A 13,053-nucleotide genomic window follows, 5' to 3' on the forward strand; every position below is an offset into this window, starting at 1 on the left:
GTCGGTCCTTTAGTGTGTGACTCGGTTGGCGAGGGTGGAGACTCCGACCGGCACGGCTGCGTTGGCGGGGAGTTGGGATTTGATCCAGCGGTCTACTCGGGCGTCGAGGAGGTTCAACGGGAGGCTGCCGCCGCTGAGAATCTCGTCGTGGAAGGTGCGGATGTTGAAGGCGGGGCCTAGCTGCTGCTGGGCGCGTTCGCGGAGCTCGCGGATCTTGAGCTGGCCGAGCTTATAGCTGCAGGCCTGGCCGGGGCCGGAGATGTAGCGGTCGGTTTCGGCCTGGATGGTGGGCTCGTCGATGGCGTGGGACTTGCGCATGTAGTCGACGACCTGCTCGCGGGACCAGCCCATGTCGTGGATGCCGGTGTCGACGACGAGGCGGACGGCGCGGAAGAGCTCTGAGCGGAGGCGGCCGTAGTCGGAGCCGGGATCTTCATAGAAGCCGATCTCCTTGCCGAGCTGCTCGGCATAGAGGCCCCAGCCTTCGGTGTAGGCGGAGTTGCCGCCGTGTTTGCGGAACTCCGGCAGGCCGGTGAGGGTCTGCTGGATGGAGAGCTGCATGTGATGGCCGGGAACGCCTTCGTGATAAGCGACGGCTTCATCGTTGATGAAGCTGCGCTTCCCGTAATCGGATACTGCGACGGAGACTCGGCCGGGGCGCTTTCCGTCCGGGGTGCCGGTCTGGTAGTGGGTGGCGGCGGCCTTCTGGAAGTCTGGGATGGCTTCTACGGTGACGGGGGCCTTGGGGATGACGGTGAAGAGCTCGATGAGCTTGGGCTGCATGCGGGCGATGTAGCGTGCGAAGTCGTCCACGATGGACTGTTCCGAGCTGGGGACGTACTTGGGGTCGGACTCGACGTGGTCGCGGAAGGTGGCGAGGTCCTTGTAGCCGTTGGCCTTGGCGAGGACGGCCATCTCGGCTTCGATGCGGTCGACTTCCTTGAGGCCGATCTCGTGGATCTGGGGGGCGGTGAGGTCGGTGGTGGTGAAGCGGTGGAGGGCGGCCTGATAACGACGCTTGCCGCCGGGGAGGCTTTCAACCGAGAGTGCGGTGCGGGTGTAAGGGATGTAGTCGTTGGTGACGAAGGCGGAGAACTGCTTGTAGGCGGGGAAGATCTCGTTGTTGACGGTGTTGGTGATCTCTTCGGTAAGCCGCTTTTTGTCAGCCTCCGAGAAGGATGCGGGGAACTTCTTGATGGGGATGAAGAAGGGGTTGGCGGCGACGACACCGGCGCACTGGCTGGGGACCTTTTCCGCGATGAAGCGGACGGGGACGAGGTGATCTTTGACGCCGATCTTCAGGACTTCCTCGGTCTGGAGGAAGGCGCGAGGGATCTGGTGGAGGCGCGCGATGTAGTCCTCATAGTGCTTGACGGTGTCAAAGGGCATGGAGAGCGGGAGGTCGGCTACGCCGGTGTGGATGCCACCGCCGCCGCCTGAGCTGCTGAGGGGCATCTCATAATCTTTGAGGTCGTAGTCGTCGAGGTTTTCCTTGAGGTTGCGGAGAAAGAGGTCGTGCGAGAGGAGGTCCTGGTCCGAGAAGCCGGCGGGGGAGATGGCCTTGATGCGCGCGAGATAGGCGACGTTGATGTCGTGGCGCTTGGCGACGGAGGCGAGGGTGTATTCGCCGAGCTGATCGTTGTAGCGGTAGTCGCCTACTGAGGTGGCGAGGGTGGGGGAGAGCTTGAGATTGGTCTGCCAGGACTCTTCAAAGAGCTTGTTCTGGGCGGCGAGGCGGTCGGCGACGGAGGTTGTTTGGGCGGCGAGGGAGAGGGTGGTGAAGAGGAGGGTGGAGGCGGCCAGGGTGTAAAAGCGCATGGAGAGAGGGTAGCAGAGGGCGGCCGATTAGCGGTCTGAAACAGCAAGGGCCTCCGTGTGGAGGCCCTTCAAGGCGTTGCAGAGATTTGAGTCTAGCGGTGGAAACCACCGCCACGGAAGCCACCGCCATGGAAGCCACCGTATCCGCCACGATAGAAGCCGCCGCCATAGCCGAAACCAAGGCCGATGCCGATGGGGTAGCCATAGCCGTAGGGGTAGAAGCCGCCATAGGGATAAAAGCCTCCATCGTAGGGAGAGCCGCCGTAGAAGCCGTCATCGTAGCCGTATCCTGGGCCGTCGCCGCGGGGTCCGCCTTCCTGCAGGAGATCCGCAGTGAGCTCGTAGTCATAGGCGTTGACCGCCTTGGGCTTGAAGTTGTTGAAGAACGAGAGTTGCTGGGTCTCTTTTACCTTGACGCCCTTTTCTCCGTTGACGCCGCCGACCTCAGCTTCTCCGTGGAGGACGCGGACGGTGTTGGTTTTAGCGTTAAAGGTGTAGAGGCCATCTTTGAGGAGGGCGACCTGGCCGCCGGGGAGATCGATGAGAATCTCCGAGTGATCGGTGGGGTGGTGGACGGTGATGTCGGCGCGGCCCTGGACGATGCGAAGCTCCGTGGCGTTGGCGGATGAGGCGACGGTCTGGACGCCGTCTGCAACGTCTGAGCGAACGGAGACTCCGGCGTTGGGCTGGGTGTCGAAGAGCTGAGGTTGGGAGAGCGCGCGAGGATTGTCGCGAACGATGGGCGCGGGAGAAGAGGAAAGGCTGGCTGGGTCCGGGTACTGCGCTTGCGCGGACAGAGTCGCTACGGCGAGAAAGAATCCGAGGGACCGATACATGTTAGAACTCCTGCTTGATTGGACCCCTAAACAGGAGAAAAGTTGCAAATGGCTAGCGGCGGCGGGCCAGGGCTACGCGAGGGATCTGCTGGAGGTCGGGGAGGAACTCTACGGAGCGCCAGAAGCGTAGGAGCTCTGCCATGCGGGGTTGCTGGCCCTGGCCGATCTCCAGGGCTATGAGGCCATTGGGGAGGAGGAGGGACGGGGCCTGGATGATGAGGCGCTCGTAGACTTCAAAGCCGGTGGGGCCGGAGAAGAGAGCCTGGTGGGGCTCGTAGTCGCGGACCTGGGGGTGGAGGGATTCGGAGTCGGAGAGCGGAATATAGGGCGGGTTGGAGACGATGGCGGCGAAGGGTGGGCCTTTGGTGACGGCGGTGAAGAGATCGGACTGCTGGAAGTCGATGCGCGCGGCGAGGTGGTTGGTGCGTGCATTCTCCTGAGCTATCTCGATGGCTTCAGGGGAGATGTCGAGGGCGGTGATGTGGGCGTGGGGGAGCAGGTGGGCGAGCGCTATGGCGATGGCCCCGGAGCCGGTGCCTACGTCGAGGATTCTTACCGGGCGGTTATGGGGGACGCGGGCGGCTACGGCTTCTACGAGGTGCTCGGTTTCAGGGCGGGGGATGAGGACGGCCGGGGTGACGCGGAAGGGGAGGCCGTAGAACTCCTGTGTGCCGAGGATGTACTGGATGGGCTCGAAGGTGAGGCGGCGCTCGATGGCGCGCTGGTAGACGGCTTGCTGGTCGCGGTCGATGGGACGTTCCGGGTGGGCGCGGAGGGTGGTGCTGTCGATGCCGAGGGTGTGGGTGAGGAGGATGGCTGCGTCGGCGAGGGCGCTGGGGCGGAGATCGGGGTGGGCGGAGAGTTGGTCGGTGGCTCGGGTGAGGGCTTCAAGTGCAGTCATAAGGCAGTGTAGGGATAGTGATGAGGCAGTGGTGGGGCAGTGATCGGCCAGTGGAGTTACGGTTTGTGGGCGGTGTCTGAGAGGACGATCTGGTTGCCGTCTGGATCATTGACTGTCAGGGTGTGTGAGGACTTGGTGGCGGGAAGGCTTGCCTGCTTGAGGCGCTTGGCGGCTTGCTTAAGGCTGGCGGTCTGGAGGGTGAAGCGGGCGTGGGGGGCGAGCGTGGCGGGGACGATTTCGACCGTCTGGCCGGAGGTTCCGGGGAGGCTGAGGAGCGACTGGCTGCCGGCTACGGGGAGGAAGTGGAGCTTGTCCAGGTAGTAGGCGCGGGCGGCGGCGGGATCGACCATGGCGAGGGAGACGGAGGTCATGCGGTCCGCGATGCGGTCTGCTCCGAGGTGCTTGCCGGTGTCGTTGGTGTGGAGGGAGTTGGGCTGGTACTGGGTGTACTCGATGTTCTGGGGGAAGGTGGGCTGGGCGGGGCCGGCGAGGGTGAAGAGGAGGTTGCCGGCGCCGGCCTTGCGGACGGCGTTGGGGGTGAGGCCGCGAGAGACGTACGAGTCGTGGAGTGCGTTGAGGTCCGCGCCTTCAAAGCAGAGGTGGAGGAAGCCTACCTGCGGATCTTTTTCCGTGGGGGAGTAGAGCTCGAGGAACTGCGTGTCGTTGATCTTGATGAAGGTTTCGTAGACGACGCCGTCCTTGTTTTTGAGCTCGAAGGCGTGTTCGAAGCCGAGCTTCTCATAGAAGGCCTGGGTGGCGGGGAGATCGTGGACGCGGATGGCCACATGGGCGATGCCGTTGAGGTCTGTGCTCTGGGCATGTGCGGCGGTGATCGAGAGCAGGACGGCGAGAGCGGCGGCTATGCGGTGGAACGAGGGCATGTGGCTCCTTGACGATCTGGCGGAGGCTGGCTCCTCATTGTCGCCGATGGCGAGGCGGTGTGCCAACGCGATCAGGGTCTGAGCCTGGGGAGTGGCGGGGGAGTGGGCTTGGGTGGCTCTGACTTTTCAGGCTCTGTAATGGTGCCGGGGAGGATGGTGGAGTTGACGGTGAGGTGGTGGTAGTTGGAGTAGCGCGCGGCGAAGTGGCGGGAGTCGTCCGGGGTGCTGGCGATGATGAGGGTGGGGAGCCAGACGCTGAGGTCGCCGAAGTCGGCGGGGGCGTAATCGACCGAGGAGAAGCTGGCGGTCTTGCGCTGGATGGCGATGGGGGTGGGGATGGTGCGCTCGACGTGAACGACCTGCAGGAACAGAGGCTCAATACGGGCGCCACCTTTGAGGCCGGGCGTGATGGCCGAGCAGGTGGGGTCGTTATCTACGCTCTTCTGGGCGTAGAAGGTGATCTGGATGAGTTTGTCTTTAGTGAGGCCAGGCGCGGCGATATAGGTGAGGCAGTGGCGGCTTTCCGGACGGAAGTAGAGGGACTGTCCGCCGGAGAAGGCTCCGTCAAAGAGCATGGGGATGCGGGCGCGGTCTTCGGGCAGGTAGGGTTTGCCGTCGATCTGGGTGATCTCGCGGGACTCTTTGAGGTTGGGGCTGTTGGGCTGGCGGACGACGCGAAAGGTGGACTTGAGCTCGACGTGGTGCTTGAAGGGGGCGGCGGGTGGCGTGACCCAGGTGTCGGCGGTCTCGTCGACGGTGAGGGATGGGATGAGAGAGCGGTACTGGGCGGCGGTGGTTTCGATGCGGATGAGGAGCTCGTCGAAGGAGTCGTTGAGCGGGCTGGAGCTGGTCATGCGGGGTTGGGTTGGGCGGGGAGGTGCAGGCTGCTGCTGCTGAGGCGCGGCAGCCTGCATGGTGAGGAGGACGAGAGCGAAGAGTGGAAGCTTCATGAGGTTCTCGCCGGGTAAAGGGTTTAGACGGCTACGGGCTCGCCCTTCATCTTCTCAGCGATGTCGTGCGCGATGAGGGCGTCGATGGTGGGCTGGAGCTGGCCTTCCATGACCATGTTGAGGTTGTGGTTGGTGAGGCCGATGCGGTGGTCGGTGAGGCGGTTCTGGGGGAAGTTATAGGTGCGGATCTTCTCGGAACGATCGCCGGTGCCGACCTGGTCCTTGCGGATCTTGGCCTCAGCCTGGTGACGGGTCTCTTCAGCTACTTCGTACAGGCGGGAGCGAAGAACGCGCATGGCCTTTTCACGGTTCTTGATCTGGGACTTTTCATCCTGGCAGGAGACGACCGTGTTGGTGGGCAGGTGCGTGATGCGGATGGCCGAGTAGGTGGTGTTGACCGACTGACCGCCGGGGCCGGAGGAGCAGAAGGTATCGACGCGGAGGTCCTTGGCTTCAATCTTGATGTCGACCTCTTCCGCTTCAGGCAGGACAGCGACTGTGATCGCAGAGGTGTGGACGCGGCCCTGGGTTTCAGTGGCTGGGACGCGCTGTACGCGGTGGACGCCGGACTCGTACTTCATCTGGGAGTAGACGCGGTCGCCTTCAAAGATGGCGGTGACGTCCTTGAGGCCGTTGCCGATGCCGGAGAAGGATTCGGAGAGGACCTGGACCTTCCAGCGATGCTGCTCGGCGAGGCGGAGATAGACGCGGAACATCTCGGCGACGAAGAGTGCGGCCTCGTCTCCACCGGTGCCGGCGCGTAGCTCGATGACGATGTTCTTGTCGTCGTTGGGGTCCTTGGGGAGGAGCATGACCTTGAGGGCTTCGGCGATGGGCTCGAGCTGCGGCTCAAGGGAGGCGAGCTCTTCCTTGGCCATCTCCTTGAGGTCAGGGTCGGACTCCGAGAGCATGGCTTTGGCTTCGGCGATGCCGTCGGCTACCTTGCGGTACTGGCGATACTTCTCAACGATGGGTTCCATGAGGCGATGCTCTTTGGCGATGGCCTGGAACTTCTTCTGATCGTTGACGAGGACGGGGTCGGACATGTCACGGCTGAGCGAGTCGTAACGGACTTCCATTTGGGCGAGGCGATCGAACATATAGATCCTTTGAGCAAAAGGTTTTGAATTTGTCTTGGGGTGGGGCGGGCTGATGGGCGTAGCTAGGCAAAGTCGTGACGCGGGGGCGTCACGCGGGAGGAGTTCACCGGGATTGCTGTGTTGGTCATACGCATCTGTTTAGATGTTACTCCGGTCGCGTTGGGTTCGGGAGGCATCTTTAGTGGGAGTGGTTTTGAAAGGGCATCAGGATGGCTTTGTTTGGGGCGGTGGCGGGGTTGGCGGAGGAGATGGCGGGTACTGCCAGCAGGCTGAAGAAGCGGGCTGCGATTGCGGCTGCGATTTTGGCGGTGCATGAGGAGTTGGCTGAGGAAGTTGGGCTGTTTTGCTTGTATCTGGCAGGGCTGCCGTTTGCGGAGGCTGATCCGCGGAAGTTGAATGCGGGTGGGGCGCTTTTGAGCAAGGCTTTGCTGGCGGTGAGTGGGGCTACGGGAGAGCAACTGACCGCGGGTTATCGGAAGTACGGGGATATGGGGGCGGCGGGGTTCGATCTGTTGCAGCTCCATCCAACGTCTCAAACGCGAGACATGGGGCACCCGCTTTTGCTGGGGGATGTGCGGGATGCGTTTGCGGGGATGGCTACGGCTAAGACGACGGCGATTCGGGCGGGGCTGGTGGAGGGGCTGCTGCGGCGGGCTACGGCGCTCGAAGCGAAGTATCTGCTGAAGCTGATGCTTGGGGATATGCGGATTGGGGTGAAGCAGAGTTTGGTGGAGGAGGCGATTGGGGTGGCGGCCGCGGCTGAGGTGGCTGATGTTCGACATGCGGTGATGCTGGAGGCGGATCTGGGTGGGGCGGCGATGAGGGCGTTTGGGGGGACGCTGGCGGAGGCGAGGATGAGGCTGTTTCATCCGCTCGGGTTCATGCTGGCTAGTCCGGTGGAGACACCGGAGGAGGCGATCGAGCGGTTTACGGCTAAGCCGGTGAAGGTGGCGAAGGCGAAGAAAAGTAAGAAAACCGAGGAGTCTGACGAGTTGCTGGTTGCGGAGATCGAGGGGGCGATGCTTGAAGACGACAAGCGAACCACAGAGGGCACGGAGGGTAAGGAGAGGAGCACAGAGGCCACTGTGGGGGTGCAGGCGTTTTTGGAGGATAAGTATGACGGGATGAGGGCACAGCTTCACTTTGGGGATGCGGAGCAGGTCGGTAGGGTGGCGATCTATTCGCGGAATCGCGAGGACATTACGGAGAGCTTTCCGGAGTTGTGTGAGGCGTTCTCAGAGGCTTCGGGTGAGCTTGGTGGGCTGATTTTGGATGGGGAGATTCTGGGGTGGGATTTTCAGCATGGGGTGGCGTTGCCGTTTGCTTTGCTGGGGCAGAGGATCGGGCGGAAGAAGGTGGGAAATGAGATTCGGCAGCAGGTGCCGGTGGTGTTTATGGCGTTCGATCTAATGTTTGAGCGGGGAAAACTGACGCTGGGGCTACCGCTGCGGGAGAGGCGTCGGCGCTTGGAGGAGGTTGTGGGGGCGCTGGCGGAGAAGGCGGTGTCGCCTCTTGTGTTGACGGAGCATGCGGCTCGGCGGCATGAGGCGCAGGCGAGGATGTTTGGCGGGGATGAAGAGGCTGAGGCTGGGGTGGCGCGGCTGATGCTTTCGCCCAGCAAGCTGGTGGAGAGTGCGGAGGAGATCGACCGCGCGTATGCGGATGCGAGGGCTCGGGCGAATGAAGGGGTGATGATCAAGGCGGCGGATTCGGTGTATCTGCCGGGGCGGCGGGGGCTTGCGTGGGTGAAGCTGAAGCGGGAGTTGGCGACGCTGGATGTGGTGGTGACCGGGGCCGAGTTTGGGCAGGGAAGGAAGGCTGGGACGTTGAGCGACTATACGTTTGCGGTACAGACGGATGCGGGGGAGTTGCTGAATGTGGGGAAGGCTTACTCGGGTGTCACCGACGCGGAGATATTGGAGCTGACGGAGTTCTTCAAGGCGCATACGCTCGAGGATCATGGGCACTCCAGGACGGTGGAGCCGCTGGTGATCTTTGAGGTGGCGTTCAACAACGTCATGCGGAGCGATCGTCATGCGAGTGGGTTTGCGCTGCGGTTTCCGAGGATTCTGCGGATCAGGACGGATAAGCCGCTGGGCGAGATCGATACGGTGGCGAGGGTGGAGGAGATCTATCAGTCGCAGGTGGATAAACCTAAGGACAGTGCAAAAGCAGTGAAGGGAAGTGGCCAGGCAGTGATGGGGCAGTTGCGGTGATGGGGAGGGCGATGTAGAGTAAAGGGCAGACATGAGCATCTATTTCAGCCCGTCGTTTACGTACCGCTCCTGGTGGCTTTACACCCGGGCGGCTTCGGCGAAGTAGATTCCTCGACGGATTGCAGTAAGTAACAAGCGAGAGATCGAACGAGACCAGATGAGCCGCCGCCCTGAGCAGGGTGAGCGGTTTTTTGTGTTTTAGGAGATGAACTGTGGCGACGACGATGGTGAATCCGGCGGTTGAGGTAGCGGGGCGGTTTGGAGCTTACGGCGGGCGGTATGTGCCGGAGACGCTGATGGCGGCGCTGCTGGAGCTCGAAGAAGCGTATGCGGAGGCGCAGGCGGACCCGGCGTTCCACGCTGAGCTTGATGACCTGCTGCACCACTACTGCGGGCGGCCTACTCCGCTTTACTTCGCCAAGCGGCTGACGGAGCAGTGTGGCGGCGCGAAGATCTACCTGAAGCGCGAGGACCTGCTGCATACCGGCGCGCACAAGATCAATAACGCGCTGGGGCAGGGGATGCTGGCGCGGCGCATGGGCAAGAAGCGGATCATCGCGGAGACGGGCGCGGGGCAGCATGGGGTGGCGACCGCTACGGTGTGTGCGCTGTTCGGGCTGGAGTGCGTGATCTACATGGGCGAGGAGGATATGCGCCGGCAGGAGCTGAACGTGTACCGGATGCGGCTGCTGGGGGCTGAGGTGCGTGGAGTTTCGGCGGGGTCTGCGACGCTGAAGGACGCGATTAATGAGGCGATGCGGGATTGGGTGACGAACGTTCGGACCACCTATTACATCCTGGGGAGTGCGTTGGGGGCGCATCCTTATCCGACGATGGTGCGGAACTTTCATCGCGTGATCTCGATTGAGGCTCGGAAGCAGTTTGTGGAGGAGACGGGCGGTCTGCCGGATGTGGTGGTGGCTTGTGTTGGGGGCGGGTCCAATGCGATTGGGGCATTCTATGAGTTTCTGGGGGACAAGGATGTGAGGCTGGTTGGGGTCGAGGCTGGCGGGCGAGGGACTGCGCTGGGGGAGCATGCGGCTCGGTTCCAGACTGTTGGGGGTGGGACTCCGGGAGTGCTTCAAGGGACGTATAGCTATGTGCTGCAGAACGATGCGGGGCAGGTAAGTGCGACGCACTCGGTGAGCGCGGGGCTGGACTATGCGAGCGTGGGGCCGGAGCATGCGATGCTGCATGACTCGGGCAGGGCGACGTATGTTTCGTGCTCGGATGCGGATGCGCTGGCGGCGACCGTGGCGTTGAGCCGGACGGAGGGGATTGTGCCGGCGCTCGAGAGTGCCCATGCAGTGGCTGAGGGGATGCGGATGGCTAAGGGAATGCGGACGGATGAGGTGATCATGGTGAACCTGTCCGGGCGTGGGGATAAGGATATGGGGATTCTGGCGAAGGAACTGGACCTGAAAGGTGCGTAAGATCCAAGCTCAACTTATGAGAATGACAAAGATGAATTTAACCTGCAGATTCTTGGCGTTTGCGATCTCAGTATTCGCCTTGCCAGCTTCTCTCGGCGCTCAGACGCTTGCAAGCGCCAAGCCACCTGCTTATCCATTGGCTGCAAGAGTTGCTGGTATTGATGGTCCTGTCGTTCTCAAAGGCACTGTATCTAAAGAAGGTAGGATGCTGGATATCAACGTCTTAAGCGGGCCGCCTGAACTACAGCAGGCCGCGATCGACGCGGTTCGAGGCTGGATATACAAACCGTATCGACACTTTGGGCATGAGATCGAAGTGGATACAACGGTGACGGTCAACTTCAACATGGGCACTGGTGCGAAAAAAGCAGAAGCACAGGCGAAGGCACGTGAAGAAATGTTGGCGAACGGCGAAATGCTCCCAACGCAGAACGGTTCACAGCCACCAAACCCGAAATTGTAAGAAGGTCAGGTCAAGCAAACTTTATGCCTATAGATTTTCTCAAGAAGCCCGGTGTTGTCGCTTATCTCACTGCGGGTGATCCGGATTTGGCTACTACGCGGGATATTGCGTTAGCTGCTATTGATGCCGGTGCGGATGTGATTGAGCTTGGCGTGCCGTTCAGCGATCCTCTGGCGGATGGGCCGGTGATTCAGCGGGCGAGTGAGCGGGCTGTGGCGCGGGGGACTCGGCTGAGCGATGTGCTGGGGCTGGCTAAGGAGCTTCGGGCTGCTCGACCGGAGTGTGGGATTGTGCTGTTCAGCTATCTGAATCCCGTGGTGAAGATGGGGATGAGGTCTTTCTGTGCAGCCGCGAAAGCTGCCGGTGCGGATGGCGTGCTGCTGACGGACATGATTGTCGAAGAGGCTGGGGAATACCTGGCGGAGATGAGTACGAATGGGCTGGCGCCGGTGTTTCTGGCGGCGCCTACGAGCCCGGATGCTCGGCTGAAGGCGATTGGCGAGGCGAGCAAAGGGTTTGTGTACGCGATCTCTCGCGTGGGGATTACGGGGACACAGGATAAGGTGGCGAGCGATGCGCCGGAGCTTGTGGCTCGGCTGCGGAAGTATACGGAGCTGCCGATTGCGGTCGGCTTTGGGATCTCGAATGCGGCGCACGTGAAGGCTGTGGGCGAGTTTGCGGATGCGGCCATTATCGGCAGTGCGCTGGTGGCTTTGATCGAGAAGACGGGGCCTGCGGATGCAGCGAAAGCAGTCGGCGAGTTCATTCGTGGGCTTCGTGAAGGGTAAGATTGCTGTGCGGCAGGATGTACCTACTTTCAGGAATGGTGGAGCGAAGGCATGGAGATTTCGGACTGGCGGAACAAGATCGATGAGCTGGATGAGCAGATTGTTGAGCTCATCAGCAAGCGGGCCGAGGCGGCGAAGGCGATCGGCGAGTTGAAGGCAAAAACGGCAATGCCGATCTATGAGCCGCAGCGGGAGAAGGATGTGTTCGAGCATGTGAAGAAGGTCAATCCGGGGCCGCTGGCCGATGCGGAGTTGATCCACGTGTATGAGCGTGTGATGGATGTGATGAGAACGCTTCAAAGACAGTAAGCGGCAGTGAAGTGCAGTATGCGGCAGTGTAGGCAGTAAGAGCTTAAGTAAGACAAAGGCGAAGCGCGATGATCGTAGCAATGCAGGACCAGGCAACTGAGGAGAATGTTCAGCAGGTGATCGAGCGGATGGTTGAGCTCGGCTTCAACGTCCACCGTACGACGGGCACGACGCAGACGATTCTGGCGGGCGTGGGCTCGCCCGATCATTTTGACGTGGCGGAGTTCCAGGTGCTGAGCGGCGTGCATGAGGCGTATCGGATCTCGTCGCAGTACAAGCTGGCGGGGCGGAGCTTCCGGCCTGAGGGGACGACGGTGACCTTCAAGAATGGCGTTGTGGTCGGCGGGAACCAGGTGACGATCATGGCGGGGCCGTGTTCGGTCGAGAGCCGGGAGCAGATACTGCTGAGCGCGAAGCAGGTTGCGGCGGCGGGTTGCCAGTTTCTGCGGGGCGGTGCGTTCAAGCCGCGGAGCTCGCCGTATAGTTTTCAGGGCATGGGGCTCGAAGGGCTGAAGCTGCTGCGCGAAGTTGCGGATGAGACCGGGCTGCTGGTGATCACGGAGGTCATGGAGATCTCGCAGATTGAGCTGATGCTGCCGTATATCGACTGCTTCCAGGTGGGCGCGCGCAATATGCAGAACTTCAACCTGCTGCGCGAGCTTGGACATGTGCGAATGCCGGTGCTGATGAAGCGCGGGATCGCGGCGACGATTGAAGAGGTTCTGCTGTCCGCCGAGTACATCCTGAGCGGCGGCAACTACGACCTGATGGTGTGCGAGCGTGGGATTCGGACGTTTGAGACTTACACGCGGAATACGTATGACGTTTCCGCGATTCCAGTGCTGAAGAAGCTGACGCACCTGCCGGTGTTTGGCGATCCGTCCCATGGTGTTGGCAAGCGTGAGTTTGTGCCGGCTATGGCACTCGCGAGCGTGGCTGCAGGGGCCGACGGATTGCTGATGGAGATGCACCCGAATCCGGATAAAGCGATGAGCGATGGCGCGCAAAGCCTGTTCCCGGAACAGTTGGAGAAGCTGGTGGCGCAGTTGCGGCAACTGGCTCCAATTGTGGGGAGAACGGTGGCTTAGGCGGCGTATACTTTTCGAAGGAGAGACGCCATGCAGCCCATTTCCGACGAAGAGAAGAGCCGCCGCCGGCGTATCAATCAGAGTGTGATTGGTACGAACGCGATGGAAGGCTTGAGTCTCGATGAAGAGACGTTGAGCCTGATGAGGCGATACGAAGAGGGCGAGATCGATCGGGAAGAACTTTCTTCGGCGATCGATCTTCATGTGGCGCGGCTTCTGCGTGAGCGGTCAGCCTTGGCTGGCGCAGCTTAGCCTGACGTGAGTTCCGGC

Annotated in this window: 13 protein-coding genes; 7 read left to right on the top strand and 6 right to left on the bottom strand. The window is 61.7% G+C overall.

Translation table 11 applies throughout. From position 1 onward, the window contains the following. Window positions 1–9: 9 nt before the first annotated feature. The 6 genes from ACIX9_RS03270 to prfA form a co-directional block, all read right to left on the bottom strand. Entirely contained in the window at window positions 10–1,818 is a 1,809-nt protein-coding gene (locus tag ACIX9_RS03270; RefSeq protein ID WP_013579053.1) for a DUF885 domain-containing protein, read from the bottom strand. A gap of 92 nt (window positions 1,819–1,910) precedes the next feature. Beyond that, window positions 1,911–2,654, bottom strand: a complete 744-nt coding sequence (locus ACIX9_RS23440; RefSeq protein WP_013579054.1) for a hypothetical protein — start codon at window positions 2,652–2,654, stop codon at window positions 1,911–1,913. A gap of 52 nt (window positions 2,655–2,706) precedes the next feature. Further along, entirely contained in the window at window positions 2,707–3,555 is an 849-nt protein-coding gene (gene prmC / locus ACIX9_RS03280) for a peptide chain release factor N(5)-glutamine methyltransferase (protein ID WP_013579055.1), read from the bottom strand. A gap of 56 nt (window positions 3,556–3,611) precedes the next feature. Further along, complete coding sequence (locus ACIX9_RS03285; protein WP_013579056.1) at window positions 3,612–4,436, bottom strand: VOC family protein; 825 nt, start codon at window positions 4,434–4,436, stop codon at window positions 3,612–3,614. Between the two features lie 71 nt (window positions 4,437–4,507). Next, the gene (locus ACIX9_RS03290; RefSeq protein ID WP_013579057.1) at window positions 4,508–5,386 is read right to left on the bottom strand and encodes a hypothetical protein; all 879 of its coding nucleotides are present in this window, start codon (window positions 5,384–5,386) and stop codon (window positions 4,508–4,510) included. 23 nt (window positions 5,387–5,409) lie between these two features. Further along, entirely contained in the window at window positions 5,410–6,486 is a 1,077-nt protein-coding gene (gene prfA / locus ACIX9_RS03295; RefSeq protein WP_013579058.1) for a peptide chain release factor 1, read from the bottom strand. 209 nt (window positions 6,487–6,695) lie between these two features. On the opposite strand from prfA, the gene ACIX9_RS03300 reads away from it, so the two are divergent. The 7 genes from ACIX9_RS03300 (at window position 6,696) to ACIX9_RS03330 (ending at window position 13,035) form a co-directional block, all read left to right on the top strand. Further along, entirely contained in the window at window positions 6,696–8,702 is a 2,007-nt protein-coding gene (locus ACIX9_RS03300) for an ATP-dependent DNA ligase (RefSeq protein WP_013579059.1), read from the top strand. Between the two features lie 224 nt (window positions 8,703–8,926). Further along, window positions 8,927–10,135, top strand: a complete 1,209-nt coding sequence (gene trpB / locus ACIX9_RS03305) for a tryptophan synthase subunit beta (RefSeq protein ID WP_041596915.1) — start codon at window positions 8,927–8,929, stop codon at window positions 10,133–10,135. A 52-nt stretch (window positions 10,136–10,187) separates the two neighbouring features. After that, window positions 10,188–10,598 carry an energy transducer TonB gene (locus ACIX9_RS23445; protein WP_198152147.1) on the top strand — a complete coding sequence of 137 codons (411 nt, stop codon included), beginning with the start codon at window positions 10,188–10,190 and terminating at the stop codon, window positions 10,596–10,598. A gap of 23 nt (window positions 10,599–10,621) precedes the next feature. Then, on the top strand, window positions 10,622–11,386 hold the full coding sequence (trpA, locus tag ACIX9_RS03315) for a tryptophan synthase subunit alpha (RefSeq protein WP_013579061.1): 765 nt from the start codon (window positions 10,622–10,624) through the stop codon (window positions 11,384–11,386). A 51-nt stretch (window positions 11,387–11,437) separates the two neighbouring features. Beyond that, window positions 11,438–11,695, top strand: a complete 258-nt coding sequence (gene pheA, locus ACIX9_RS03320; RefSeq protein WP_013579062.1) for a chorismate mutase — start codon at window positions 11,438–11,440, stop codon at window positions 11,693–11,695. 68 nt (window positions 11,696–11,763) lie between these two features. Continuing rightward, window positions 11,764–12,783, top strand: a complete 1,020-nt coding sequence (gene aroF / locus ACIX9_RS03325) for a 3-deoxy-7-phosphoheptulonate synthase (protein ID WP_013579063.1) — start codon at window positions 11,764–11,766, stop codon at window positions 12,781–12,783. Window positions 12,784–12,813: 30 nt separating this feature from the next. Next, window positions 12,814–13,035 (top strand): antitoxin VbhA family protein, encoded by a 222-nt coding sequence (locus ACIX9_RS03330; protein WP_013579064.1) that lies wholly within the window; start codon window positions 12,814–12,816, stop codon window positions 13,033–13,035. Window positions 13,036–13,053 lie beyond the last annotated feature (18 nt).

Origin of the sequence: Granulicella tundricola MP5ACTX9 (assembly GCF_000178975.2) — a bacterium.
Classification (GTDB): Bacteria; Acidobacteriota; Terriglobia; order Terriglobales; family Acidobacteriaceae; genus Edaphobacter; species Edaphobacter tundricola.